At 74.2% G+C, this 25,027-nt stretch carries 18 protein-coding genes; 6 read left to right on the top strand and 12 right to left on the bottom strand.

From position 1 onward, the window contains the following. Positions 1-5: 5 nt before the first annotated feature. From ABZ621_RS00385 to ABZ621_RS00370, 4 genes are all read right to left on the bottom strand, one after another. Positions 6-1,496: an NAD(P)/FAD-dependent oxidoreductase gene (locus ABZ621_RS00385; protein WP_360599099.1), complete on the bottom strand. Its 1,491-nt coding sequence runs from the start codon at positions 1,494-1,496 to the stop codon at positions 6-8. A 106-nt stretch (positions 1,497-1,602) separates the two neighbouring features. After that, positions 1,603-2,244, bottom strand: coding sequence for a DUF1345 domain-containing protein (locus ABZ621_RS00380; protein WP_360599098.1), 642 nt, complete (start codon positions 2,242-2,244; stop codon positions 1,603-1,605). Next, positions 2,241-3,071, bottom strand: a complete 831-nt coding sequence (locus ABZ621_RS00375) for a family 1 encapsulin nanocompartment shell protein (RefSeq protein WP_360599096.1) — start codon at positions 3,069-3,071, stop codon at positions 2,241-2,243. The genes ABZ621_RS00380 and ABZ621_RS00375 overlap by 4 nt, the downstream gene beginning before the upstream one ends. After that, a complete protein-coding gene (locus tag ABZ621_RS00370; protein ID WP_360599094.1) occupies positions 3,068-4,156 on the bottom strand; it encodes a Dyp-type peroxidase in 1,089 nt (362 codons plus the stop codon). The genes ABZ621_RS00375 and ABZ621_RS00370 overlap by 4 nt, the downstream gene beginning before the upstream one ends. A 362-nt stretch (positions 4,157-4,518) precedes the next feature. Between ABZ621_RS00370 and ABZ621_RS00365 the strand changes: the two genes are divergently transcribed. Beyond that, on the top strand, positions 4,519-6,834 hold the full coding sequence (locus ABZ621_RS00365) for an FdhF/YdeP family oxidoreductase (protein WP_360599092.1): 2,316 nt from the start codon (positions 4,519-4,521) through the stop codon (positions 6,832-6,834). Between the two features lie 80 nt (positions 6,835-6,914). Here the strand turns inward: ABZ621_RS00365 and ABZ621_RS00360 are convergent, their stop codons facing one another. The 5 genes from ABZ621_RS00360 to ABZ621_RS00340 all read right to left on the bottom strand — a co-directional run bounded on the left by ABZ621_RS00360 (position 6,915) and on the right by ABZ621_RS00340 (position 14,287). Then, on the bottom strand, positions 6,915-9,437 hold the full coding sequence (locus ABZ621_RS00360) for an AAA family ATPase (RefSeq protein WP_360599090.1): 2,523 nt from the start codon (positions 9,435-9,437) through the stop codon (positions 6,915-6,917). 96 nt (positions 9,438-9,533) lie between these two features. Further along, complete coding sequence (locus ABZ621_RS00355) at positions 9,534-11,294, bottom strand: alpha/beta-hydrolase family protein (protein ID WP_360599088.1); 1,761 nt, start codon at positions 11,292-11,294, stop codon at positions 9,534-9,536. After that, positions 11,291-12,664, bottom strand: coding sequence for a diacylglycerol kinase family protein (locus tag ABZ621_RS00350; protein ID WP_360599086.1), 1,374 nt, complete (start codon positions 12,662-12,664; stop codon positions 11,291-11,293). Before ABZ621_RS00350 ends, ABZ621_RS00355 begins: the two co-directional genes overlap by 4 nt. A 102-nt stretch (positions 12,665-12,766) precedes the next feature. After that, positions 12,767-13,945 carry an acyl-CoA dehydrogenase family protein gene (locus ABZ621_RS00345; protein WP_360599873.1) on the bottom strand — a complete coding sequence of 393 codons (1,179 nt, stop codon included), beginning with the start codon at positions 13,943-13,945 and terminating at the stop codon, positions 12,767-12,769. A gap of 141 nt (positions 13,946-14,086) precedes the next feature. After that, complete coding sequence (locus ABZ621_RS00340) at positions 14,087-14,287, bottom strand: hypothetical protein (protein WP_360599084.1); 201 nt, start codon at positions 14,285-14,287, stop codon at positions 14,087-14,089. A 134-nt stretch (positions 14,288-14,421) separates the two neighbouring features. Here ABZ621_RS00340 and ABZ621_RS00335 point away from each other — a divergent pair, with 134 nt between their 5' ends. Then, entirely contained in the window at positions 14,422-16,506 is a 2,085-nt protein-coding gene (locus tag ABZ621_RS00335; protein ID WP_360599082.1) for a SpoIIE family protein phosphatase, read from the top strand. A 10-nt stretch (positions 16,507-16,516) separates the two neighbouring features. Continuing rightward, the gene (locus tag ABZ621_RS00330) at positions 16,517-17,545 is read left to right on the top strand and encodes a PHP domain-containing protein (protein WP_360599080.1); all 1,029 of its coding nucleotides are present in this window, start codon (positions 16,517-16,519) and stop codon (positions 17,543-17,545) included. A gap of 28 nt (positions 17,546-17,573) precedes the next feature. On the opposite strand, the gene ABZ621_RS00325 is transcribed toward ABZ621_RS00330, so the two are convergent. Together ABZ621_RS00325 and ABZ621_RS00320 are read right to left on the bottom strand one after the other, a co-directional pair. Continuing rightward, positions 17,574-18,971, bottom strand: coding sequence for an NADP-dependent succinic semialdehyde dehydrogenase (locus ABZ621_RS00325; RefSeq protein ID WP_360599078.1), 1,398 nt, complete (start codon positions 18,969-18,971; stop codon positions 17,574-17,576). A gap of 100 nt (positions 18,972-19,071) precedes the next feature. Further along, on the bottom strand, positions 19,072-19,734 hold the full coding sequence (locus tag ABZ621_RS00320; protein ID WP_360599076.1) for a ThuA domain-containing protein: 663 nt from the start codon (positions 19,732-19,734) through the stop codon (positions 19,072-19,074). 145 nt (positions 19,735-19,879) lie between these two features. On the opposite strand from ABZ621_RS00320, the gene ABZ621_RS00315 reads away from it, so the two are divergent. Together ABZ621_RS00315 and ABZ621_RS00310 are read left to right on the top strand one after the other, a co-directional pair. Further along, on the top strand, positions 19,880-20,725 hold the full coding sequence (locus ABZ621_RS00315) for a DUF3626 domain-containing protein (RefSeq protein WP_360599074.1): 846 nt from the start codon (positions 19,880-19,882) through the stop codon (positions 20,723-20,725). A 186-nt stretch (positions 20,726-20,911) separates the two neighbouring features. Next, positions 20,912-21,718 (top strand): class II aldolase/adducin family protein, encoded by an 807-nt coding sequence (locus ABZ621_RS00310; RefSeq protein WP_360599072.1) that lies wholly within the window; start codon positions 20,912-20,914, stop codon positions 21,716-21,718. On the opposite strand, the gene ABZ621_RS00305 is transcribed toward ABZ621_RS00310, so the two are convergent. Further along, positions 21,682-22,332: a TetR/AcrR family transcriptional regulator gene (locus tag ABZ621_RS00305; RefSeq protein ID WP_360599070.1), complete on the bottom strand. Its 651-nt coding sequence runs from the start codon at positions 22,330-22,332 to the stop codon at positions 21,682-21,684. The genes ABZ621_RS00310 and ABZ621_RS00305 overlap by 37 nt on opposite strands. Positions 22,333-22,460: 128 nt before the next feature. Between ABZ621_RS00305 and ABZ621_RS00300 the strand changes: the two genes are divergently transcribed. After that, positions 22,461-24,971 (top strand): FHA domain-containing protein, encoded by a 2,511-nt coding sequence (locus tag ABZ621_RS00300; RefSeq protein WP_360599068.1) that lies wholly within the window; start codon positions 22,461-22,463, stop codon positions 24,969-24,971. Positions 24,972-25,027 lie beyond the last annotated feature (56 nt).

Raw genomic sequence — 25,027 nt, 5'->3', positions numbered from 1 at the left:
ACGGCCTACCGCCAGGGCGGTCGGATGCCGAGGTGGCGGAGGGCGGCCGTGGCGGCGCCGGCGCCGGACATGCCGTGGGCGCCGGGGCCGGGCGGGGTGGCGGCGGAGCAGAGGTAGACGCCGGGGAGGCCGGTGGCGTAGGGGTCGAGGGCGGGGCGGGCGCCGAGGACCAGTTGGGGGACGGTCTTGGCGCCGGTGAGGATGTCACCGCCGGCGAAGTTGGGGTTGGCGGCGGCGAAGTCGGCGGGGCGGGTGACGCGCAGGCCGACGACGCGGTCGCGGACGCCGGGGGCGAACTGTTCCAGGCGGGCGAGGATCGCGTCGGTCGCGTCGCCGTCGTAGCCGTGCGGCACGTGCGCGTACGTCCACACCGGGTGGACGTCGCCGACGGAGCGGGAGGGGTCGGCGAGGTACTGCTGGCCGACGAGGACGAAGGGGCGCTCCGGCATCCGGCCGTCCGTGACGTCCCGCTCGGCGCGGACGACCTCGGCGAGCGGGCCGCCGAGGTGGACCGTCCCGGCCCGGCGGGCGGCCTCCGCCCGCCACGGCACCCCGCCCTCCACCGCCAGGTCGACCTTGAAGGCGCCGGGACCGCGCCGGAAGCGGCGGTACGCGGCTGCCGTACGGGACGGCAGGAGGTCGCCGTACACGGCCGCGGCCTGGGCCGGGTCGAGGTCGAGGAGCGTGAGGTCGGCGGGCGGCAGCTGGGAGCGGTGGGTGATCCTGACGCCCGTCTCGATCCGGCCGCCGTGGGCGCGGAGGGCGGCCGCGAGGGCGTCGGTGATGGAGCGGGACCCGCCCTCGGCGACGGCCCAGCCGGCCGCGTGCCCGGCGGTCAGGATGCCGAGGCCGATCGCGGAGCTGAGGGGGTCGGTGAGCGGGCGGTAGGCGTGGGCGGCGACGCCCGCCCACAGCGCGCGGGCGCCCGGGGTGCGGAAGAGGCGGGCGAGGGCGGCGGCGGGCAGGACGGTCGGCAGGCCGAAGCGTGCCAGGAGGAGGGGGTGGTCGGGGACGCGCAGGAGCGGGCCCATGACGTCCGCGGAGAGCGCCTCCCAGCGGCGGACCGAGGGGGCCAGCAGGGCCCGGTAGCGGGCCGCGTCGGCTCCGAGCCCGGCGGCGGTCTCGGTGACCGAGCGGTACAGGACGGCGGCGGTGCCGTCGTCGAGGGGGTGGACGCAGTCGACCTCGGGGAGCCGCCAGTTCAGCCCGTACCGGTCGAGGCGGAGGTGCCGGAGGGCGGGCGAGGCGACGGCGAGGGGGTGGACTGCCGAGCAGTGGTCGTGGAGCAGACCGGGCAGGATCGCCTCGTCGGTGCGGGTGCCGCCGCCGATCGTCGGCGCGGCCTCCAGGACCGTGACCTCGACGCCGGCCTCGGCGAGCAGGGCGCCGGCCGCGAGCCCGTTGGGGCCGGCACCGACGACGACGGCGGTCGGGGTGGAACCGGCGGGGCGGACGGGGCGGGCGGGGCGGGCGGGGCGCGGACGCGTGCTGCTCATGGGGCGAGTCTGCCGGGGCGCAGGGGGCCCGTGCACACCGGGTCGGCCCGCGCACACCGGGGCGGCCGGGGCCGGTCGCCCGGGCCCGGGGCCGGCGCGCGCCGGGTCAGCCGGCGACGATGCCGGCGACGAGGTTGATCGCGGTGGCGAGGATGCTGGCGCCGAAGACGTACGAGAGGAGGCAGTGGCGCAGGACGACCGCCCGGATCCCGGAGTCCGAGACGTTGGTGTCCGAGACCTGGTACGTCATGCCGAGGTTGTAGGAGAAGTACAGGAAGTCGGTGTAGCGGGGCCGCTCGTCGGAGTTGAAGTCGATGCCGCCTTCGGGCGGCCCGTAGTACAGGTACGCGTAGCGGGTCGCGTACATGAGGTGGAGGGCGGCCCAGGCCATGAAGACGCCCCAGAGGGCGGTCGCGGCGGCGGCCCGGTCGTCGCCGGAGTCGACGAGGAGCAGCGCGACGATGGCGACGAGCCCGCAGAGGGCCGCCGTGACGACCGCCAGCTCCTCGACGACCGGCCGGAACTCCTCGCGCCGCAGGTTGCGGCGGGTGACGGCGGCGTCCATCGGCCACAGCACGATCCAGCCGGTGACGACGAAGACGGTCTCGGCGGCGGCGATCCCGGCGAGGATGCCGAGCGCCGTCTCGGCGAGCGCGCCGGTGACCGCCCCGACGGCGGCGCCGACGACGCCCGCGCCGGCCAGCCGGGGGACCGCGTACCGCCACGACCAGGCGTGTGTTCCGGTCACGCGCCGCCGAGGACGACGACGGCCTCGTCCGTGTACGTGAAGTAGGTGAGCGTCTCGTGGAGGTACAGCTCCACGGTGTCGGCGTCGTGCCGGGTGTAGCCGATGCAGACGTCCTGGCCGAGGCGGAGCTCGAAGTCGCCGCCACGCGTGGAGAGCACGAACCCGCCGGTGACGGCGGGGGCCCAGATCGGCGGCCCGTCGAGCATCCGGCCGAGGTGGGCGGCGACCGGATAGCCGTGGTCGGAGGTCTCGCTGACGGCCCGGTACTCGTCGGCGCCGAGGAGCAGCGCGTACGGGCCGTCCACGCCGGCGAGCCGCAGGGCGGTGAGGGCGCGGCTGACGGCGTCGGGGTAGTCGCGGGGTTCGGTGGGGAGCGCGACGGCCGGGTTGGAGGAGGCGGCGCGCAGGCCGCGCACGCCGGCGGCCTCGTACCCGTCGAAGACGACGCTGTCCTCGGCGAGGGCGAGGGCGAGGGCGGCGTCCTTGACGGGCTGCCAGTCGGAGTCCTTGGCGCCGCGTTCGACGTCGTCGACGGCGGAGCGGTCGACGGTGAAGGGGACGCGGAGCTCGACCAGCGGGCGGGCCTCGCGCAGCCGGGCGCGGACGCCTTCGGCGGGCGCGGCGAGGTCGGTGAGGTGGCCGGTGCCGACGGCGGCGAGGGTGGCGCCGCCGGGGTCGGGGACGTCCACGACGCGGCGGCCCGCGACGGTGCGGCGGAAGGTGCGGCGGGCCTCCTCCTCGATCTCGGCCCAGGCGGCGGGGGTGATGGGGGCGAGTTCGCGGTGCAGGTTGCTGGTGGGGGTGGGGTTGCCGGGGAGGCTGGTCATGACGCCGGTACTCCTTTCAGGCTGCCGATGCCCAGGCCCACGGCCGCGGCGGCAACTGGGGCTACGGCTTCGGGATCAGGCTCGGGCTCGGCCACGGTCACGGCCACGGCTTCCGCTGCGGATTCCCGAGCCGCGCCCAAGGCCGTTTCCGGGGCCGGGAGGTCGTCGAGCAGGTCGGCGCTCGGGACGAAGAAGAGGCCGCCGGTGACGGCGGTGGAGAAGTCGAGGATGCGGTCGGTGTTGCCGGGCGGGTCGCCGAGGAACATGTTGCGGAGCATCTGTTCCGTGACGGCGGGAGTGCGGGCGTACCCGATGAAGTACGTGCCGAACTCGCCCGCGCCGAGCCGTCCGAACGGCATGTTCTGGCGGACGATCTGACGCTCCTCGCCGTCCTCGTCCTCGACGGTGTTGAGGGCGACGTGCGAGTCGGACGGCTTGACGTCGTCGGGGAGTTCGACGTTGTCGGCCTTGGAACGGCCGATGACCCGCTCCTGCTCCTCGGTGGAGAGCGCGTTCCAGGCGGTGAGGTCGTGGAGGTACTTCTGCACGATGACGTAGCTGCCGCCGCGGAAGCCGGGGTCCTCGTCGGCGACGAGGACGGCACCGGCGGCGGACGGTCCCGTCGGGTTCTCGCTGCCGTCGACGAAGCCGAGGAGGTCGCGGTCGTCGAAGTAGGTGAAGCCGTGGACCTCGTCGACGACGGTGACGGCGTCGCCGAAGCCGTCCAGGACGACCCGGGCCAGTTCGAAGCAGAGGTCGGCGCGGCGGGCCCGCAGGTGGAGCAGCAGGTCGCCGGGGGTGGCGGGGGCACGGTGCCGGGGGCCCTGGAGGGGGGTGAAGGGGTGCAGTTCGCGGGGGCGGGGCCCGCCGACGAGCCGGTCCCAGGCGCCGGAGGAGAGGCCGGCGACGCAGGCGAGGGCGTCGTCGCGGGCGCGGAAGGCGACGGAGCGGGCGAGCCCGGACAGGCCGCCGAGCGCTTCGCGTACGTCGGTCTCCCGGCCGGGCGCGACGGTGAGGGTGAGGAAGAGGGCGGCCTTGGTGGGCGGGCCGAGGACGAGTTGGGGGACGGGCTGGGGGGCGGCCATGCGACTCCCGTCGGGTCGGAAGGGATACGGAGGTGGCGGTAACGGAGGCTCGCAACCGAGAGACGGGGTGGATGAGGCTCGTCGTGGAGAGGTCGGGAGCGGTCTCGTCGTGGAGAGTTCGAGAGCGGACTCGTCGTGGAGAGGTCGGGAGCGGACTGTCGTCGAAAGGGCGGGAGCAGACTCGCAAAGAGGGGCAAATCGGCGTCAGCGTATCCAGGGTCGGGCGACCCCGCAGCCCGTCGCCGGCCCGTCGCCGCTCCCCCGCACGGCCGAATGGCGACGGGGTGCGGCCCGGCATAGCCTGCCGGGAGGGGGTCCTACGCGTTCCCTCGCGCCCGTGTGCGCCGGAAAGGTGGCAGGCCATGAGCCTCGACCGAAAGCAGCAGGACGGCCTGGAACCCCGGGTGGGCCCCGTCCCCGACGGGGAGCTGGAGGTCCGGCCGTACCACCATCCCGCCGCCGGCTGGGGCGCCGCCAAGAGCGTGACCCGGTTCATGGTCCGGGAGGGCGCCCTCCCCGTGGACGGGCCCCGGGCGATCATGAAGATGAACCACGAACGCACCGGGTTCGACTGTCCGGGCTGTGCCTGGCCCGACGACACCAAGGGCCTCCACCTGGACATCTGCGAGAACGGCATCAAGCACGTCACCTGGGAGATGACCCGGAAGCGGGTCGGGCGGGACTTCTTCGCCGCGCACTCGGTGACCGAGCTGGCCGGATGGACGGACTACGCGCTGGAGAACGAGGGCCGGCTCACCGAGCCGATGGTGTACGACCCCGGCACCGACCACTACGTGCCGATCGACTGGAAGGACGCCTTCGAGCTGGTCGGCAGCGCCCTGCGGGGCCTCGACGACCCGAACCAGGCGTCGTTCTACACCTCGGGCCGGCTCGGCAACGAGGCGACCTTCCTCTACCAGCTGCTCGCCCGCGAGCTCGGCACCAACAACCTCCCCGACTGCTCCAACATGTGCCACGAGGCGAGCGGCCGGGCCCTGACGGCGTCGCTCGGCACCGGCAAGGGCACGGTGGACCTCGCGGACTGGGAGACCGCCGACGCGCTGTTCATCCTCGGCGTCAACGCGGCGTCCAACGCGCCCCGGATGCTCACCGCACTCGCCGAGGCGTACCACCGGGGCGCGCGGATCGTGCACGTCAACCCGCTGGTGGAGGCCGCGGCCACGCGGACGATCATCCCGCACGACTTCAAGGACATGGCGACCTTCCACGCCACCCGGACGTCGACGCTCAACCTCCAGCCGCGGATCGGCGGCGACATGGCCTTCCTGCGGGGCATGGCGAAGGCTGTCCTCGAACAGTCGGTGTCCGATCCGAAGGCGCTCGACCGGGAGTTCATCGAGCGGCACACGGCCGGCTTCGAGGAGTACCGGGCCGTGTGCGAGGCCACGCCCTGGGAGGAGATCGAGCACCAGTCCGGGCTGCCCCGCGAGGAGATCCTGGAGGCGGCCCGGGTGTACCGGGAGGCGGACCGCTCGATCGTCAGCTGGTGCCTCGGCGTCACCCAGCACGAACACGGCGTCGACACGGTCCGCGAGATCGTCGACCTGCTGCTGCTGCGCGGCAACCTGGGCCGCGAGGGCGCCGGCCCGTCCCCCGTGCGCGGCCACAGCAACGTCCAGGGCAACCGCACCTGCGGCATCGACCACCGCCCCGCCGAGGCCTTCCTCGACCGGCTCGGCGAGGTCTGCGGGATCGATCCGCCGCGCGCCCACGGCCTCGACACCGTGCGCACCATCGAGGCGATGGGACGCGGCGACGTCAAGGTCTTCGTCGGCATGGGCGGCAACTTCGCGCTGGCCGCGCCCGACACGCCCGTCACGTACGAGGCGCTGCGGAACTGCGAGCTGACCGTCCAGGTGAGCACCAAGCTCAACCGCAGCCATGTGGTGCACGGCCGGCGGGCGCTGATCCTGCCGTGCCTGGGCCGCACCGAGAAGGACCACCAGCGCAAGGGCGAACAGGCCACCTCGGTCGAGGACTCGATGAGCATGGTCCACCTGTCGCGCGGGATGAAGAAGCCCGCGTCGCCGCACCTGCTCTCCGAGCCGGCGATCGTCGCGGGCATGGCGCGGGCCGCGCTCCCGGACAGCGCCACGCCGTGGGCCTGGTACGTGGAGGACTACGACCGGATCCGGGACACCATGGCCCGCGTCCTGGACGGCTTCGAGGACTTCAACCGGCGGGTGCGGCTGCCGCTCGGCTTCCGCATCAAGCAGCCCGCGCGCGAGCTGGTCTTCCTCACCCCCTCGGGGAAGGCGGAGTTCTCCGCCGCGCCGCTGCCGGACGTCGTCCCCGAGCCGGGCACGCTCGCGCTCGGCACGATGCGCTCGCACGACCAGTGGAACACCACGATCTACTCCGACGACGACCGCTACCGGGGCGTGAGCGGGCTGCGCACGCTGGTCTTCATGAACCGCGCCGACATGCGCGAGCGGGGCATCACGGAACTCGCCCCGGTGGACATCACCGCGACCGCCCGCGACGGCAGCCGGCGCTCGCTGCACGGCTATCTGGCCGTGCCGTACGACATCCCGCGCGGCTGCGCGGCGGGGTACATGCCGGAGATGAACGTGCTGTGCGCCCTGGGCGACTACAGCACCCAGAGCGACCAGCCGATCATGAAGCACCTCAAGGTCGTGATCGAGCCGACGGGCTGACCGGCGAACGGCGTACGGCGAACGGCTCCCGCCTCCTCGTTTGAGGCGGGGGCCGTTCCGCGCGCGGTCGGCGGCGTGCGTCAGGCCGCTACGGCGGCCGTCTCCGTGGCGGCGGGTTCGCCCTTGCGGATCGTGCAGTGGAGGGAGTCGTCGACGACGTCGGCGACGATCGTGTCGCCGGGCTCCGCCTCGCCGCCGAGGAGGAGCGAGGCGACGCGGTTGTCGAGCTCGGTCTGGATGGTGCGGCGCAGCGGCCGGGCGCCGAACTCCGGCTGGTAGCCGTGGGCGACGAGGAGTTTCGTCGCGGCCTCGGTGACCTCCAGGGTCATGCCCTGGGCGTGGACGCGGTGCTTGCTGCGGTCGAGGAGGTGTTCGACGATCTCGGTGAGGTCCTTCTGGGTGAGGCTGTGGAAGACGATGATGTCGTCGATGCGGTTGAGGAACTCGGGCAGGAAGCGGCCCCGCAGGTCCTCCATCAGCTCGTCCTTCAGCTCGGCCGCGTCGCCCTCGTGGGCGAGGATCCGGTGGGCGCCGATGTTGGACGTCATGATGACGACGCAGTGGCGGAAGTCGACGGTGCGGCCCTGGCCGTCCGTCAGGCGCCCGTCGTCGAGGACCTGGAGCAGGGTGCTGAAGACGTCCTGGTGGGCCTTCTCCACCTCGTCGAAGAGGACGACGCTGTACGGCTGGCGGCGGACCTTCTCGGTGAGCTGCCCGGCCTCCTCGTAGCCGACGTAACCGGGAGGCGCTCCGACGAGCCGGGCGACGGTGTGCTTCTCCTGGAACTCGCTCATGTCGAAGCGGATCATGCGGTCCTCGTCGCCGAAGAGCAGCTCGGCGAGGGTCTTGGCCAGTTCCGTCTTGCCGACGCCGGTGGGGCCGAGGAAGAGGAAGGAGCCGACGGGCCGGTCGGGGTCGCCCATGCCGGCGCGGTTGCGGCGGACGGCCTCGGAGACGGCGGTGACGGCCTCGTCCTGTCCGACGATCCGGTCGTGCATCTCCTGCTCCAGCCTGAGCAGGCGGTCCTTCTCGGTGGTGGTGAGCTGGCTGACGGGGATGCCGGTGCGGCGGGCGACGATGTCGGCGATGTCGGAGGCGGTGACGGAGACGACGCCCTCGCGGCGCTCCTCGATGCCGGCGAGTTCGCCCTCGACCTCGGCGATCTCCTCCTTGAGCTGCTTGGCCTTCTCGAACTCCTCGGCGGCGACGGCCTGGTCCTTCTCGCGGCGCAGCTTGGCGAGCCTGTCCTCGCGGCTGATGACCTCGGTGGAGCGGCCCGCGCTGCGGAGCCGTACGCGGGCGCCGGCCTGGTCCATGAGGTCGATGGCCTTGTCGGGGAGGAAGCGGTCGCTGATGTACCGGTCGGAGAGTTCGGCGGCCGCCGCGAGGGCTCCGTCGGCGAACCGGACCTGGTGGTGGGCCTCGTACGCGTCGCGGAGGCCTTCGAGGATCTGGACGGTCTCCTCGACGGTCGGCTCGGGGATGAGGACGGGCTGGAAGCGGCGTTCCAGGGCGGCGTCCTTCTCGATGTACTTGCGGTACTCGTCGATGGTGGTGGCGCCGACGACGTGCAGCTCGCCGCGGGCGAGGGCGGGCTTCAGCATGTTCCCGGCGTCCATGGAGCCCTCTCCGGTGGCGCCGGCGCCGACGACGGTGTGCAGTTCGTCGATGAAGAGGACGATCTCGCCCTCGGACTTCTGGACGTCCTCGATGACCTTCTTGAGGCGTTCCTCGAACTGGCCGCGGTACTGGGCGCCGGCGACCATGCCCGAGAGGTCGAGGGAGACGACCCGCTTGTCCTTGAGGGTGTCGGGGACCTCCCCGGCCACGATCCGCTGGGCGAGGCCCTCGACGATGGCGGTCTTGCCGACGCCGGGCTCGCCGATGAGGACGGGGTTGTTCTTGGAGCGGCGGGAGAGGATCTCGATGGTCTGCTCGATCTCCTCGGCGCGGCCGACGACCGGGTCGAGCCTGCCCGCCTTCGCCTCCTCGGTGAGGTCGCGGCCGAACTCGTCGAGGGTGGTGGCGGGCTGTTTGGGCGCGGCGGGCGCGGTGGCCTCGCCGCCGCGGGCGGCCTGGTCGGTCATCCCGCGCAGCTTGGTGACGTCGAGGTCCTCGGCGCGCAGGAAGCGGGAGGCACCCGAGTCGGCGTCGCCGAGGAGGGCGCCGAGGATGTGCTCGGGGCCGATGTACGAGACGCCGGCGGCCTGTGAGGTGGCGTGGGCGAGCGCGAGGGTCCGCTTGGCGGCGGGGGTGAGGCCCGGCTCGGCGGAGGGCTCCGCGGCCTCGCGCGGCAGCACCTTGGCGATCCTGTCGGCGAGTTCGTCGGGGTCGACGCCGGAGCGGGCGAGCAGACGGCGGGTGGGTTCGACCTGGGTGGTGGCCCACAGGAGGTGCTCGGTGTCGAGGTCGGTGGTGCCGTCGGCGACCGCCTTGGCGGTGGCCGTGTTGAGGAGTTCGTGGGACGACTCGGTGAGGAGACGGCCGATGGGGACCCGCTGCACGGCCGGTGGCGAGGACGCCGGGGACATTCCGAAGAAGCGGTTCAGCAGGTCGCCGAACGGATCGGAGGGGCCGAAGGAGGAACCGAACGCCATCGACATGTCTGTGCTCCTGAAAGGGCGTGGGGGGTCATCCACACTCAAACCCGGCTCCTCCGGCTCCGCAAACGGAAGGAGCGCGCGGGGGGAGGGCCCCGTTCAGCCACGCGTCATGAGCGCGCGCAGCCGGGCGAGGTCCGGCTCGGTGACGCCCTCGGGGCGCAGGACGGCGTTCCAGCCGTCGACGTACTCCGCGCGATAGGTGTGGCCGTGCCCGTCGGGCACCCCGGTGGCGAACGGGAGGTCGGCCGTGACCTGCCAGAACGTCACGAACGGCACCCAGATCATCGACTCCAGCACGTCGTCGCCGGGGGCCTCGCCGATCCAGTCCGGCTCGTCGTAGATGAGCTGCGGGCCCCACCAGACGATCGGGTCCGAGGCGTGCAGGAGGTACAGCACGCGGGACCCCTCCCACGGCGTGTCCTGCGGCGGGATGCCGGCGCCGGCGTCGTTGGCGAAGCGTACGGTGCGCCCGCCGCGGTAGACCGGCTGGATCTCGGGGCTGCCGGGCTCCCGGTGGTCGCTGAAGCGCCGGAAGAGCGCGTTGAAGTTGGGCGGGCCCGCGAAGAGGGTCCCGGCCGTGCGGTTGCGCAGGTCGTACTCGCCGCTGAAGGCGGTCTCCCCGCCGAACGAACCGAGGCTCTCCCCCGCCACGTACAGCCGGGGGCGCGCGTCCGGCGGCAGCTGCGACCAGGCGTCGTAGACGGCGTCGAACAGCTCGCGGCCCGCCTCGCGCGCCTTCGACTGGTCGACGAGGTACGACAGCCAGGAGGGCAGGTACGAGTACTGGAGGGCGACCGTCGCGGCGTCGCCGCCGGTGAGGTACTCGAAGCTGTCCACCGCGGCGGGGTCCACCCAGCCGCTGCCCGTCGTCGTCACGACGAGGAGGTTGCCGCGTCCGAGTCCGCCGGCCCGGCGCAGATCGGCCACCGCGCGGGCGGCGCGCGCCTCCGTGTCCTGCGCGGTGTCGAGCCCCGCGTACGCCCGGACGGGCTCCCGCGCGGCACGGCCGGTGAAGTCCTCGATCTCGGCGGCCGACGGCCCGCCGGCCACGAAGGTGCGCCCCGTCCTGCCGAGCGAGTCCCAGGGCACGTACGACTCGGGGCCGCCCGAGCGCAGGGTGCTGGTGGGCCGCTCGACGCCTTCCTCGGTCTCGGTGTCCCGCAGGGAGAACGCCTGGTTCGCCGCCTCGACCAGGCCGTCGACGAGCAGACCGCTGAGGAGCAGCACCCCGGTGACGGCCACGAGGATGCCGCCGACGGCCTTCGCGGCCCGCGCGCCGATCCAGCGCCGCAGCCACGCGGCGACCCGGCGGTGGACCCACCGGACCCCTCGGGCGCCCGCGAGGACCAGCGCGAACAGCAGGAACGCGACGAGCGGCGACAGGATCCAGTGGAGGAGGTCGTACTCCGTCACCTCAAGGAGCGCGCGGATCCGGTGCTGGCCGTACTGCCCGAGCCCGAACGCGAACGCGAAGAGCACCACGGCGGTGACGAGCAGGACGTGCCAGGCCCGGCGGCTCGCGGGCCGGGCCTCGCGGTCGGCGAAGGCCCGCCAGATCCAGGCGCCGACCGTGCCGAGCCCGTAGCCGATCGCGGCGAGGATCCCCGTGATGACGCCCTGCAGGATCCCGCCGCGCGGCAGCAGGGAGGGCGTGAAGGAAAGGCAGGCGAGCACGAGCGCGCCCCAGGCGCCCGGGAGGCCGACGTACGGCAGCCGGTGGCGGCGCGCGGCGGGGCGGGTGGCCGGGCCGGTGGCTCCGTCGTCGGCCGGGACGGCGGGGCCGTCGGCTCCCTGCCCGGCGGCTGCCTGCCCGCCGGGGCCGTCCCCGTCCCGGTCCCCGGCGTCGGGTGCGGTCACCGGGTCGGGGGGTGCTCGCTGCGGCCGAGGGCGAGGTCGCGGATGCGGCGCCAGTCGAGGGCGGGCGGGGGCGGGACGACGCCCGGGCGGTCGCGGGGGACCTGGACGCGGAGGGCGCCGGGGCGGAGGGTGCAGACGACGGGGGTGGGCATGCGGAGGGCCTCGCCGTCGACCGCCACGGGGAGCTCCGCCGCGTCGGCGGCGGTCACCTCCACGCGGTGGGCGCTCAGGACGGTGAGGCCGGTGGACTGGGAGCCGCGTACGGCCAGGTCGGCGGCCTGGGCGGCGTCCTCCACCCGGATCCCGAGCACGCCCAGCTCGCCGTCGTCGAGCCGGGGGCGGCGGCCGGCGCCGCTGACCTCGTCGGGCGAGAAGTACGGGTTGTTGCTGACGAGCAGCGCCTGCTGGTCGTCGAGCCGGTCGCCGTCGACGAGGGAGTCGAGCCGGCGTACGCCGTCGCCGACCAGCAGGTCCGGCATGAGGCTGAGCGCCGTACCGGCCTTGTCGTCGCGGTACTCGGGCCGCTGCACGACGTCGGCGTAGACGCCGAACGAGACGGTGTTGACGAAGGCCCGCCCCGAGACGTCGCCGAGGTCGATCCGGAGCTCCTCGCCTTCGGTGAGGGCGTCGAGGCAGCGCGCGGGGTCGTTCCGGTCGAGCCCGAGGTCCATGGCGAAGTGGTTGCGGGTCCCGGCGGAGATCACCAGGAACGGCAGGTCGTGCTCGGCGGCGACCGCCGCGACCAGCGCCTGGGTGCCGTCGCCGCCCGCGACGCCGAGGAGGTCGGCGCCGTCGGCGACGGCCTGCCGGGCCAGCGCGGCGACGTCGGCCGGGGCGGACGGGTCGAGGAGGATCACCCGCGCGCCCAGCTCCTCCGCCCGTTCGACGAGCCCGAAGCGTCCGACCTTTCCGCCGCCCGACTTCGGGTTCATGATCAGCACGGCGCTGCGCGGCCGGGCCGCCGGGGTCGCCCGTTGCGGCTCCTCCGGCCGGGAGCGGCGCAGCGCGGCCCGCGCGCAGAACACGGCGAGCCCCCAGCACAGGCACAGGACGAGCGCGGTCAGCCACAGCCCGTCCCAGGCGAAGAGCGCCACCACCCCGACCGGGGCGAGGACGACGAGGAGCGCGCCGAGCAGCCGCAGCGGGCCCCGGTGGGCGACGAACCACCAGATGCCGACGGCGCAGAGGATCAGCCCGAGGAGCCCGGCCCCGACCACGAGGAGACCGCCCTCGCCGAGGGCGAGCACGAGCACGACGAGCGAGCCGACCGCCGCGAGCAGGGCGAGGCGTGCGAAGAACCGCGCGACCCCGAGGTCCGTCCCGCCGGCCCTCGCGCCGCCGGCCTTGCCGCCGCTGTGCGCACCACCCATGGCTTCCTCACCCGACCCTCTCGCCCGCGAGCCACGCCGAAGCACCAGCCTGCCCGCGCCGTCGCCGGCGGGCATCCCGGGCGGGGCCGGTCGGGGCGGGGCTCAGCGGCGGACGCGGGGCATGCCGAGGCCGATCCAGGAGATGATCTCGCGCTGGATCTCGTTGTTGCCGCCGCCGAAGGTGAAGATGACGGCCGAGCGGTAGCCGCGTTCGAGTTCGCCGTGGAGGACGGCGCCCGGGGAGCCCTCCTTGAGGGCACCGGCCGCGCCGACGACCTCCATGAGGGCGGCGTACGCGTCGCGGCGGGCCTCGGAGCCGTACACCTTCACGGCGGAGGCGTCCTGGGGGGTGAGGGTGCCGTGGTGGACGGCGTTGACCATCTGCCAGTTGAGCAGGCGCATGGCGTCGAGGCGGGTGTGGGTGCGGGCGAGGGCGCGGCGGACCCAGGGCAGGTCGAGGACGCGGCGGCCGTCGGACAGGAGGGTGTCGGCGGCCCAGCGGCGGACGTCGTGGAGGGCGCGCAGGGCCATGGTGCCGTGGGCGGCGAGGGTGACGCGTTCGTGGTTGAGCTGGTTGGTGATGAGCCGCCAGCCCTTGTTCTCCTCGCCGACCCGGCGCGAGACGGGGACGCGGACGCCGTCGTAGTAGCTGGCGGTGGTGTCGTGCGAGGCGAGGGTGTTGATGACGGTGCACGAGTAGCCGGGGTCGGTGGTGGGGACGAGGAGCATGGTGATGCCCTTGTGGGGGGCGGCGTCCGGGTCGGTGCGGACGGCGAGCCAGACCCAGTCGGCGGTGTCGCCGTTGGTCGTCCAGATCTTCTGTCCGTCGACGACGTACGTGTCCCCCTCGCGCACCGCGCGGGTCTTCAGGGCGGCGAGGTCGGTGCCGGCGTCGGGTTCGCTGTAGCCGATGGCGAAGTCGAGTTCGCCGGAGAGGATCCGGGGCAGGAAGTACGCCTTCTGCTCCTCCGTGCCGAACCGCATGAGCGTCGGGCCGACGGTGTTCAGGGCCATGAGCGGCAGCGGTACGCCCGCCTGGGCGGCCTCGTCGAAGAAGATGAACTGCTCCATCGGGGTGAGGCCGCGGCCGCCGTACTCGACGGGCCAGCCGACGCCGAGCCAGCCGTCCGCACCGAGGCGGCGGATCGTCTCGCGGTAGAAGCGCTTCTGGGCGGCCGGGTCCCCGTACCGACCGTGCACGTCCTCGGGGACGAGCTCCGCGAAGTAGGCGCGCAGTTCGGCGCGCAGGCGGTTCTGTTCCGGCGTGTACTGCAGGTGCATCCCGGCCTCCCGTGACGGCTGTCGGCCGCCGGTGTCGGAGTCCGGCGCGACGGCGGTCACGGTAGAACGTGTTCCACAAATGCGGAAGGCCCGGGGCCCGGTGCGTACCGGCCCGGGCCCCGGGTGTGCGTCCTCGTGCGGCTAGGGAAGGAGTTCGTCCAGGGAGGCGCGGCCCTTCTCCGCCATCCGGCGTTCGGCCCACGCCAGGGTCTCCGGCGTCACGTCGCGGCCGGAGGCGAGCACCAGGTCCTCCGCCGTGAACTCGCCCTCCGAACCGGAGTGCAGCAGCCGGTCGGGCGTCGGTACGTCCCCCCGGGACATCTCGTCGGGCTCAGCGTTCATGCCGTCTCCTCCATGCTTCTGCGGGTGGGTCCCGGCACTGGCCATTCTGGTGCCCCCTCCCCCGCCCCGCATCCGGGCGCCACGCCGTGTCACAGCCATGGCGTCGGCGGGGCGCGGGTTCGACAATGGGGGGGATGACCGAAGACGATCCGCGGGCGCACGAGGGCGGGATCGGTCCCGCCGAGTGGCTCGCCATGAACCGGACCGGCAGTTTCGACTGGGATCTCGACACGGGCACCATCGATGTCGACGCGTCCGGGCTGCTGGTCTTCGGCGTGTCCCCGGACGGCTTCGACGGCCTGCCCACGACCCTGGTGGCGCGGCTCGAACCGGCGGAGCGGATGCGCCTCGACCACGTCGTGCGGGCGGCGGTGACCGGCGGGGAGTCCTCGTACAGCACCCACTTCCCGATCCCGCAGGACGACGGGACACCCCATTGGACGCACGTGCTCGCGCGGATCCTGCGGGACGGGGACGGGCGGGCGCACCGGATCGTCGGGGCGGTGCGGGACACCACGGCCGAGGTGTCGCACGCGGCCTTCGTACAGCAGCTGGAGAAGCGCCGCGAGATGCAGACGAGCATCGTCGAGCGGACCACGCACGCGCTGTCGCGGGCGGTGACCGTGGACGACGTGACGGCCGCGTTGACCGGCCCCGGCGGGCTCGCGCGGCTCGGCGCGGACGGGCTCGCGCTCGGTCTCGTCGAGAACGGCTCGCTGAACGTGATCGCGCTGAGCGGCGACTCCCTGGAGGTCCTCGACGGGCTGCGGATGCGGCGGCTCGACCCGGGGCTGCCGCTGGCCGAGGCCGTGCTGAGCGGCCGGCCGCGGTTCGCGTCCTCGTTCGCCGCGCTCGGCCGGGACTTCCCGGAGCTGGCGCCGTACCTGGACCGGCTGCCGTTCCGCGCGGCCTGCTATCTGCCGCTGGTGGCGCAGGCGCGTTCGCTGGGCGGGATGGCGCTCTTCTACCGCGGCCGGACGGCCTTCACGGCGGACGAGCGGAACCTGGCGCTCGGCCTGGCGGCGATCGTCGCCCAGTCGCTCCAGCGGGCCACCCTCTTCGACGAGGAGCGGGAGCTGGCCACCGGGCTGCAGGAGACGATGCTGCCCCGCCGGATCCCGGAGATCACCGGCGGGGAGATCGCGGTCCGGTACCACGCCGCCTGGAGCGGCCGGCAGGTCGGCGGGGACTGGTACGACGTGATCGCGCTGCCGCGCGGCCGGGTCGGGATCGTCGTCGGCGACGTCCAGGGCCACGACACCCACGCGGCGGCGATCATGGGGCAGCTGCGGATCGCGCTGCGGGCGTACGCGGGCGAGGGCCACGCCCCGTCGACGGTGCTGGCCCGGGCCTCCCGCTTCCTCGCCGAGCTCGACACCAACCGCTTCGCGACCTGCACCTACGCACAGGTGGACCTGGCGAGCGGCACGGTGCGGGCGGTGCGCGCCGGGCACCTGGGGCCGCTCATCCGGCACACCGACGGGCGGGTGGGGCAGCCGAAGCTGCGCGGCGGGCTGCCGCTGGGCCTCGCCACCGTGTTCGGCGAGGAGGAGTTCCCGGAGACCCGGCTCGACCTGGTGCCGGGCGAGACGCTGGTGCTGTGCACGGACGGGCTGGTCGAGCAGCCGGGCACCGACATCGAGGCGGGACTGGCCGCCCTGTCGGAGGCGGTGAGCAGCGGGCCGCCGCAGGCGGAGGCGCTGGCCGACCACCTGTCGGAGCGGCTGTGGGAGCGGTGGGGCTCGGGCGACGACGTGGCCCTGCTCGTGCTGCGGCGGAGCCCCGACCCCGGTACGCAGCGGGCGCCGCGCATCCACCAGTACATCCACCAGGCCGATCCGCAGGGCCTCTCCGACGCGCGGGCGGCGGTGGGGCAGGCGCTGCGGGACTGGGGCATGCCGGAACTCTCCGACGACGCCGAGCTGTTGACCGGCGAGCTGCTCGTGAACGTGCTCCTGCACACGGAGGGCGGCGCGGTGCTCACCCTGGAGGTGCTGCCCGAGCCGGTGCGGCGGGTGCGGCTCTCGGTGCAGGACCGGTCGAGCGCCTGGCCCCGGCGGCGCACCCCGGGCGAGGCGGCGACCTCGGGCCGGGGGCTGCTCCTGATGGACGCGCTGGCCTCGCGCTGGGGCGTGGAGCCGCGCGGCGAGGGCAAGGCGGTGTGGTGCGAGATCGGGCCGGCGCGGGTGGGCGCGGACGCCGCGCGGCCGGGCGGCTGAGGAGGCCGGCGTGGACCCCGTGGCGGCGCTGAACCGGATCGCCTTCCTCCTGGAGCGCGGCGGCGCCCCGGCGTACCGGGCGCGGGCCTTCCGTACGGCCGCGACGGCGGTTCAGGCGCTGCCCGAGGGCGAGGCGGAGCGCCGGGCGGCGGCCGGCACCCTGGAGTCCCTGAAGGGCGTGGGGCCGAAGACGGCCGGAGTGGTGCGGGAGGCGCTGGAGGGCCGCGTGCCGGACTATCTCGCCGACCTGGAGCGGGAGTTGACGGACTCCCTGGACGTGGAGCCGGAGCGGCCGGAGTTCGGGCGCGAGCTGCGGGCGGCGCTGCGCGGCGACTGCCACCTCCACTCGGACTGGTCGGACGGCGGGGCGTCGATCGAGGCGATGGGCCGGGCGGCGATCGAACTCGGCCACGACTGGGCGGTCCTGACGGACCATTCGCCGCGCCTGACGGTGGCCCGCGGGCTGTCTCCGGAGCGGCTGCGGGAGCAACTGGACGTGGTGGCGGAGCTGAACGAGCGGTGGGCGCCCTTCCGGCTCCTCACCGGCATCGAGTGCGACATCCTCGACGACGGCTCCCTCGACCAGGAACCCGGACTCCTCGACCGGCTCGACCTGGTGGTCGGCTCGGTCCACTCGAAGCTGCGGATGGACGCGCGGGCGATGACCCGGCGGATGGAGACCGCGGTGCGCGACCCGCGGATGGACGTCCTCGGCCACTGCACCGGCCGGCTGGTCGCGGGCGGCCGGCTGCGGCCCGAGTCGGAGTTCGACGCGGAGCGGGTCTTCGCGGCGTGCGCGGAGTCGGGCACGGCCGTCGAGATCAACAGCCGCCCGGAGCGGCTCGACCCGCCGCGCCGGCTGCTCCGGCGGGCGGTGGAGGCGGGCGCGTACCTCGCCGTCGACACGGACGCCCACGCCCCCGGTCAGCTGGCCTGGCAGATCCTCGGCTGCGCCCGGGCCGAGGAGTGCGGCGTACCGGCCGGACGGGTGATCAACACCTGGGACGCGGACCGGCTGCTGGCGTGGACGCGGCGCTGACGTGCTTACCGATCCCGGTGGGGCTGGTTCAGGCACGCTGCCAGACGGTCGTCGCGTTGCAGAACTCCTTGATGCCGTGGCCGGCGAGCTCGCGCCCGTAGCCGGAGCGCTTGACGCCGCCGAAGGGAAGCGCGGGGTGGGAGGCGGTCATGCCGTTGACGAAGACGCCGCCGGCCTGGAGGTCGCGGACGAAGAGGTCGACCTCCTCGTCGCGGCGCGTCCACACGTTGGAACTCAGCCCGAACGGCGAGTCGTTGGCGACGGCCACCGCCTCCTCCGCGTCCCGGACCCGGTAGACGGTGGCGACGGGGCCGAAGGTCTCCTCCTGGTGGATCCGCATGGCGGGGGTGATGCCGGTGAGGACGGTGGGGCGGTAGTACCAGCCGCGGGCGAGCGCCGGTGCGTCGGGCCGGGCGCCGCCGCACAGGACGTGGGCGCCCTCGCGTACGGCGTCGTCGACGAGCTCCTCCAGGTCGGCGCGGCCCTTCTCGGTGGCGAGCGGGCCGACGTCGGTGGACTCGTCGAGGGGGTCGCCGACGGTGAGGGCGTTCATGGCGGCGGTGAAGCGCTCGGTGAAGTCCTCGTACACGTCCTGGTGGACGAGGAAGCGCTTGGCGGCGATGCAGGACTGGCCGTTGTTCTGCACGCGCGCGGTGACGGCCGTCTTCACGGCCCGGACGATGTCGGCGGAGGGCATCACGATGTACGGGTCGCTGCCGCCCAGCTCCAGGACGGTCTTCTTGACGACGTCGCCGGCGACGGAGGCGACGGCCCGGCCGGCCGGCTCGCTGCCGGTGAGGGTGGCGGCGGCCACGCGCGGGTCGCGGAGCACCGCCTCGACCTCGGCGGAACCGATGAGGAGGGTCTGGAAGCAGCCGTCGGGGTAGCCGGCGCGGCGGAAGAGGTCGCCGAGGTAGAGCGCGGTCCTGGGCACGTTGGAGGCGTGCTTGAGGAGGCCGGTGTTCCCGGCCATGAGCGCGGGGGCGGCGAAGCGGATCACCTGCCACAGGGGGAAGTTCCAGGGCATGACGGCGAGGACGGGGCCGAGCGGCCGGTAGTGCACGCGGGCGCGGTCGGCGCCCGCGTCGCGGACGTCGCTCTCGGCCGGATGCTCGTCGGCGAGCAGTTCCGCGGCGTGCTTGGCGTACCAGCGCATGGCCTTGGCGCACTTGCCGGCCTCGGCGCGGGAGGCGGTGAGGGGCTTGCCCATCTCCAGGGTCATGGTGCGGGCGATGTCCTCGGTGTCCTCGTCGAGGAGGGTGGCGGCGGCGCGCAGCAGCCGGGCCCGCTCGGCGAAGGGGGTCGTACGCCACTGGCGGAAGGCCTCGTGGGCGGCGGCGATCCGCCGCTCGACCTCCTCCGGTCCGTGCGCGTCGTAGGTGCGCAGCGTCTCGCCGGTGGCGGGGTTCACGGTGGCGATGGCCATGGCCTTCTCCTCCTGCGTCGGCCCCCACGGGAAACCTCCCGCTTCCGGGGCGCGCGCGCAAGGGGGGCGGGTGCGGTGGGGTGACGCACGCGCGCGTGGGTCAGCCGAGCAGCCAGGAGAGGGCGCCGTCGAGGTGGGCGCGGAAGGCGGGGTCGCGGTACGCCTCCGGGGCGTGCCCGAGGGCGCTGAAGAGGAAGCGGCCCCGGTCGACGGTCCGGCACCAGGCGAGCGGGTGGTCGGCGCCGAGCGTGCCGCCCTCGTACGTGGTCTCGTCGGCGCGCAGCAGGACACGGGTGCCCGGCACGCGCGGGTGGGAGGTGTACTCGTACCACTCGTCGGTCCACTCCCAGCGGGGCGGCAGCGGGGCGCAGGCCGGGTGCGCGGGGTCCTCGACGAGGACGGCGCCGGGCTGGAGCGGGGGGTGGCCGGCGAAGCGGGTGCCGAGGAGCTCGCCGTAGAAGGGCCAGTCGGGTTCGGCGTTGGCGGCGGCGTGCACGGCGAGGAGGGCGCCGCCGCCGCGCAGGTACGTCTCCAGGGCGGTGCCGCCAATGGGGGTGAGGACGGTGCCGGTGGTGGAGAGCAGCACGACGAGCGCGCGCCCTGCGAGCCCCTCGGAGGAGAAGGCGGCGGGGTCCTCGGTGGTCTCGGCGGTGCGGCCGCGGGCGGCGGCGAGCCCCGTGAGGGCGGCGGCGCCGTCGGGGATGGAGTCGTGCCGGTAGCCGGCGGTACGGGTGTAGACGAGGACGTCGGGGGCGGGCGGCACGCGGGGCTCCTGGGGTGGGCGGACGGCTGCGGGGACGGGTCACGCCGACAGCCGGCGGGGCAAGCGCTTTCCGGCTGGTCGCGCGGCGACCGTAGCCAGCGAAATCCGCGCGCCGCAAGCCCGTCGCCTCGGGCACACTCCTGCCATGACGACGACTTCCACGCCCCGCCCCGCCCCTTCGCCGGTCCACGAATCGGGACGGCGGGCGCTGGCGCACGTGGCGGCCCGCTCGTCCGGCGGACCGGTCGACCCGGCCCTGCGGGTCACGCTCAACTTCCACCCGCACTTCCTGGACCGGCTGGCCGACGAGGGCGTCTACCGCTCGCAGTTCGTGACCGGCACCGGCAACGGCGGGCTCACGGCCCGGCCCGGCGGCGACCGCTGGAACTGGGAGAGCCGGATCTTCGGCGGTGCCTACGACGAGGCGCCGGCGCACGAACGCCCCGTGTACGGCGCCCTGGACTTCCGCCGGCGGCCCTACGGCGCCGCGCCCCGCTTCGGCTCCGCCCACCTGCGGCTCGCGCCGGAGGCCACCGCCCGGACGAGCTTCTGCTACCCCGACAGCTTCCTGGAACCGACGGACTTCGGCGTGGCCTCCCGGATGGCGCTGGTGGCGCTGGCGGAGGCCGACGAGCGGGACCCGCTGGACGACTACGTCGAGGCGCAGGTCCACGGCCCGGTGGAACTCGCCCGGGACGTGGAGGCCCTGGTCCTGGACCCGAGCCACCGGGGCACCGCGGTGGAGGAGGCCGCCCGACGCCTCCCCTGCCCCGTCGAATGGCACCCCGGCTTCCGCCTCACCGTCCCCGAACTCCGCCGCCACTCCTCCTTCCGCGGCCCCGAGTACGTCGACCTCGGCACCCGCATCGCCGAGGACGGCCTCCTCACCCCCCGCGTCGTCCAGGACGCCTCCCTGTCGGGTGCGTACGACCCCCAGGACGTCAAGAGGGTCTGGCACTACCTGGCCCGGTTCGGGGCTCCCGCGTCCTGAACCGGAGCCTTCCGCGGCGCGGGAGTCAGGGGCGGGGTGCGGGAAGTCGGGGGCGGGTGCGGGAAGTCGGGGGCGGGGTGCGGGAAGTCGGGGGCGGGGAGGCCGTCCGATGCATTGATGCATCGGATACTCGCCGGTATCTTTCCGGGCGTCGCGCACCCTCCGCCGCATCCCTCTGGAGTCGCCATGAGCACCGTGCCGCCCGCCCTCGCCGCCGCCGTGGGGCCGCTGCCCGACGGGGTGGAGCTGCCGCTGCCGCCGACGTTCGGGAGCGTCGAGGAGGAGCGCCGGTACCGGAAGGAGCAGCTGGCCGCCGGGTTCAGGATCTTCGGGCGGTTCGGGTTCTCCGAGGGGGTCGCCGGGCACATCACCGTGCGGGATCCCGGTGACCCCGACGCCTTCTGGGTCAACCCCTTCGGCATGAGTTTCAGCCAGATCAAGGCCTCCGACCTGATCCTCGTCGACCACGAAGGACGGGTCCTGGAGGGGCGCAGGCCGGTGAACCGGGCCGCTTTCGTCATCCACTCGCGCGTGCACGCGGCCCGCCCCGACGCGATCGCCGCCGCGCACTCGCACTCGCTGCACGGCAAGGCGTTCTCCAGCCTGGGCATCCCGCTCGACCCGATCACCCAGGACGCCTGCGCGTTCTTCGAGGACCACGGCGTCTACGACGACTACCGGGGCGTCGTGAACGAGACCGAGGAGGGCGAGCGGGTCGCCAAGGCGCTCGGCGAGCACAAGGCGGTCATCCTGAAGAACCACGGGCTGCTGACCGTGGGCCACTCCGTCGCCGAGGCCGTCTGGTGGTTCGTCACCATGGAGCGCTCCTGCCAGGCGCAGCTGCTCGCCATGGCCGCCGGCACCCCGCACCTCATCGACCGGGAGACCGCGCTGCTCACCCGCGGCCAGATCGGCGGCCACCTGGCGGGCTGGTTCCAGGCACGGCCGCTGTGGGATCAGATCGAGGCGTCGGACCCGGACCTGTTCGACTGAGACGGCCGCGCGGGCCGGGTCGAGGCCTCCAGGAGCGGGGGCAGGAACTCCCGCTCCAGGTCGCCCGGCGGCAGCGCCGCCGGCTCCACGTAGCTCTGCGCGAGTCCCCCTTCGCGCAGAGCGATCAGCAGCCGGGCGAACCGGTCGGCGTCCACGGTCAGTTCGCGGCCGGCCCGGCGCAGCACGAGGGTCAGCCCGCGCGCGATCTCCGCCCGCAGCCGCTCGTCGTGGCGCGCCAGCACCCAGGCCGCCTGCGGGTCACGGATCGCGTGCAGCGTGAACTCGGTCGTCACCAGGTACCAGTCGCGCTCGTCCGGCTCGATCGTGGCGGCCAGCTCGGCGAGCCGCGCGAGCGTGTACTCCTCCGCCGTGAGCGCGTCGATCGACGCCGCGAGCCGGCTCACCGTGCGCTCGCTGTGCTCGTCGAAGAGCGCGAGGAAGAGCTCTTCCTTGCTGGCGAAGTTCGAGTAGTACGCGCCCCGCGTGTACCCGGCGCGCTCGCAGATCTGCTCGATGGTGGTGGCGTGGAAACCGTGCTCCGCGAAGGCCTCCAGGGCGGCCTTCAGGAGCGCCGCCCGGGTGCGCGGCCGCCGCCTCGTGACGCCCTTCGGCACGTCCGCCTCCCCGTCGTCCGTCCGGCGCCGCTCCCCGCGGCGCCCGGTCCCACCCTACCCGCGCCCGGCACCCCCGCCCCAGGCTCCGGCGCCGGGCGGGCCGGGGCCCCGGCGGATAGGATGCACGCATGGGAGAGCGGCCGGTTGCGCCCGCCGCACCCGGCCTGGTCCTGCTCGTCGACGGGGTCACGACGCGGATGGACCCGGGCCGCGTCTACCGCGTCGGGCGTGACCCCACCAGCGACATCGTGCTGACGGACGCCCGGGCGTCCTGGCACCACGCGGTGCTCCGCGCCGCCGGCGGCCAGTGGACGCTCGCGGACGAGGACAGCACCAACGGCACGTACGCGAACGGCGTGCGGGTCCGGCTCCCCCGGGTCGTCGGCCCGGGCTCCGTCCTCCGCTTCGGCCACCCCCAGGACGGCCCCCGCGCGGTCCTCACCACGCCCCCGGGCGAGGCCGCGGCCCCTCCGCCGCCCGCGCCCGCACCGCCCTCGGAGCGACGGCCCGCGGAGCGACGGCCCGCGGCCGACGGGGATCGGGCCGCCCCACCCGGCTCGTCCGCGATCGCCGGCGACGCGGAGCTCGTACGAGGACATGACCTGGCGCGGCCCGCGGGGGTGTCCCGGCCGGGGGCGACGGGGACCTTCCGGCGGCCCACGGCGGTGCGGCCGCTGCCGGAGCACCGGGTACGGATCGGGCGGGCGCCGGACAACGACGTCGTGGTCGCGGATCTCGTGGTGTCCCGGCATCACGCGGAACTCCTCGCCCGACCGGACGGCACCTATTGGATCCATGATCTCGGCAGCCACAACGGCACCTTCCTCAACGGGCGGGCCGTCGTCGGGCCGGAACGGGTCACGGCGGACGACATCGTCGGCATCGGGCGCAGCGCGTTCTGCCTGGCCGGCGGGCAGCTCGTCGAGTTCGCGGACACCGGCGAGATCTCGCTCGACGTACAGCGTCTCGCCGTCACCGTCGACCACGGGCGCAAGACGCTGCTCGACGAGGTCTCCTTCCCCGTCGGCGAGAAGACGCTGCTCGCGGTGGTCGGGCCGTCCGGGGCCGGGAAGTCGACGCTGCTCGGGGCGCTCACCGGCCAGCGGCCCGCCGACCGGGGCACCGTCCTCTACGACGGCCGCGACCTGTACCGGGACTACGCCGAGCTGCGGCAGCGCATCGGGCTCGTCCCGCAGGACGACATCCTGCACCTCCAGCTGACCGTCCGGCGCGCCCTCTCGTACGCCGCCGAGCTGCGCTTCCCCGGGGACACCGCGCCCGCCGAACGGCACGCGCGCGTGGAGGAGGTCATCGGCGAACTGGGGCTCGCCGAACGCGCCGACCAGCACATCCACAGCCTCTCCGGCGGCCAGCGCAAACGCGTCAGCGTCGCCCTGGAACTGCTGACCAAACCCTCGCTGCTCTTCCTCGACGAGCCGACCTCCGGGCTCGACCCCGGCATGGACCGCTCCGTGATGCACATGCTGCGCGGGCTCGCGGACGACGGCCGCACCGTCGTCGTCGTCACCCACAGCGTGCTCAGCCTGGACGTCTGCGACCGGCTCCTGGTGCTCGCCCCGGGCGGCCGGGTCGCCTACTACGGGCCGCCCGACGACACCCTGTCCTTCTTCGGCTTCGCGCAGTGGCCGGAGGCCTTCGAGGCGTTCGAGACCGAGCGGGACCGCGACTGGGCCGGGCAGTACCGGGGCTCGCGCTTCCACCGGCGGTACATCGAGGACGCCACGGTCCGGTCGTACGCGCCGGTGGCGGGCGGGGCGGGCGGCGACGCCCAGGGGTCGCCGGTGCCCGCGCCGCCGCCCAAGGCGCAGAGCTGGGGCGGACAGTTGCGGACGCTGGTGCGGCGCTACACGTCCGCGCTCGCCGCCGACCGGACCTTCCTCGTCATCATGATCGCGCTGCCGTTCGTGATGGGGGCCATGGCCCGGGCCCTCTCGGAAGGGAGCCTCAACGCCGAGTCGACCCTGAACGTGCTGCTGATCCTGTGCGTCGGCGGCGTCCTCACCGGCGCGGCCAACGCCGTCCGCGAACTGGTGAAGGAGCGGTCGATCTACCGCCGGGAGAGAGCCGTCGGCCTGTCCCGTTCCGCCTATCTCGCCTCCAAGGTCGTCGTCCTCGGCACCGTGACCGTCGTGCAGGCCGTGGTGCTGACCCTGGTCGCCCTGATCGGCGTGCCGCTCAACGTGCCCGACGGCAAGGGCGTGCTGATGCCCGCGCTCGTCGAGATCACGCTCGCCGTCGCCCTCCTCGCCTTCACCGCGATGATGCTCGGCCTGCTGGTGTCGGCGCTGGTACGCAAGGAGGAGGTGACGATGCCGCTGCTCGTCCTCCTCGCGATCGTCCAGGTGGTGTTCTGCGGAGCCCTGCTGAACGTCCGCGGCACTCCGGTCCTCGAACAGCTGGCATGGCTGGTGCCCTCCCGGTGGGCGTTCGCCGCGATGGGAGCGACCATCGACATCGGGGCCGTGTCGCCGAGCGAGAAGACGGCGGATCCCCTGATGGACCACACGGCGGCGGCCTGGCTCTTCGACATGGGCATGATGGTCGTGCTCTGCGTGGTGCTCGCGGTCGCCGTGTCCCGGCTGCTGCGGCGGCACGAACCGGTCGTGATGCGTCGCTGAGCGTGGGGCGCGTGTGGTGGTGCGTGCTCGTGCGCGTGGGCGGTGTGATCTGGAGG

Source organism: Streptomyces sp. NPDC007863 (genome assembly GCF_040633895.1).
In the GTDB taxonomy this organism is placed as follows: domain Bacteria; phylum Actinomycetota; class Actinomycetes; order Streptomycetales; family Streptomycetaceae; genus Streptomyces.
Note: the sequence above shows the minus strand (reverse complement) of the source record. Positions and strands in the feature narration are given on the sequence as shown.

Bases quoted from the DNA above. Each gene is read 5' to 3' on its own strand.
- ABZ621_RS00385 (WP_360599099.1), bottom strand. From the start codon at position 1,496: ATGAGCAGCACGCGTCCGCGCCCCGCCCGCCCCGCCCGCCCCGTCCGC.
- ABZ621_RS00375 (WP_360599096.1), bottom strand. From the start codon at position 3,071: ATGACCAGCCTCCCCGGCAACCCCACCCCCACCAGCAACCTGCACCGC.
- ABZ621_RS00370 (WP_360599094.1), bottom strand. From the start codon at position 4,156: ATGGCCGCCCCCCAGCCCGTCCCCCAACTCGTCCTCGGCCCGCCCACC.
- ABZ621_RS00365 (WP_360599092.1), top strand. From the start codon at position 4,519: ATGAGCCTCGACCGAAAGCAGCAGGACGGCCTGGAACCCCGGGTGGGC.
- ABZ621_RS00360 (WP_360599090.1), bottom strand. From the start codon at position 9,437: ATGTCGATGGCGTTCGGTTCCTCCTTCGGCCCCTCCGATCCGTTCGGC.
- ABZ621_RS00350 (WP_360599086.1), bottom strand. From the start codon at position 12,664: ATGGGTGGTGCGCACAGCGGCGGCAAGGCCGGCGGCGCGAGGGCCGGC.
- ABZ621_RS00345 (WP_360599873.1), bottom strand. From the start codon at position 13,945: ATGCACCTGCAGTACACGCCGGAACAGAACCGCCTGCGCGCCGAACTG.
- ABZ621_RS00340 (WP_360599084.1), bottom strand. From the start codon at position 14,287: ATGAACGCTGAGCCCGACGAGATGTCCCGGGGGGACGTACCGACGCCC.
- ABZ621_RS00335 (WP_360599082.1), top strand. From the start codon at position 14,422: ATGACCGAAGACGATCCGCGGGCGCACGAGGGCGGGATCGGTCCCGCC.
- ABZ621_RS00325 (WP_360599078.1), bottom strand. From the start codon at position 18,971: ATGGCCATCGCCACCGTGAACCCCGCCACCGGCGAGACGCTGCGCACC.
- ABZ621_RS00315 (WP_360599074.1), top strand. From the start codon at position 19,880: ATGACGACGACTTCCACGCCCCGCCCCGCCCCTTCGCCGGTCCACGAA.
- ABZ621_RS00310 (WP_360599072.1), top strand. From the start codon at position 20,912: ATGAGCACCGTGCCGCCCGCCCTCGCCGCCGCCGTGGGGCCGCTGCCC.
- ABZ621_RS00300 (WP_360599068.1), top strand. From the start codon at position 22,461: ATGGGAGAGCGGCCGGTTGCGCCCGCCGCACCCGGCCTGGTCCTGCTC.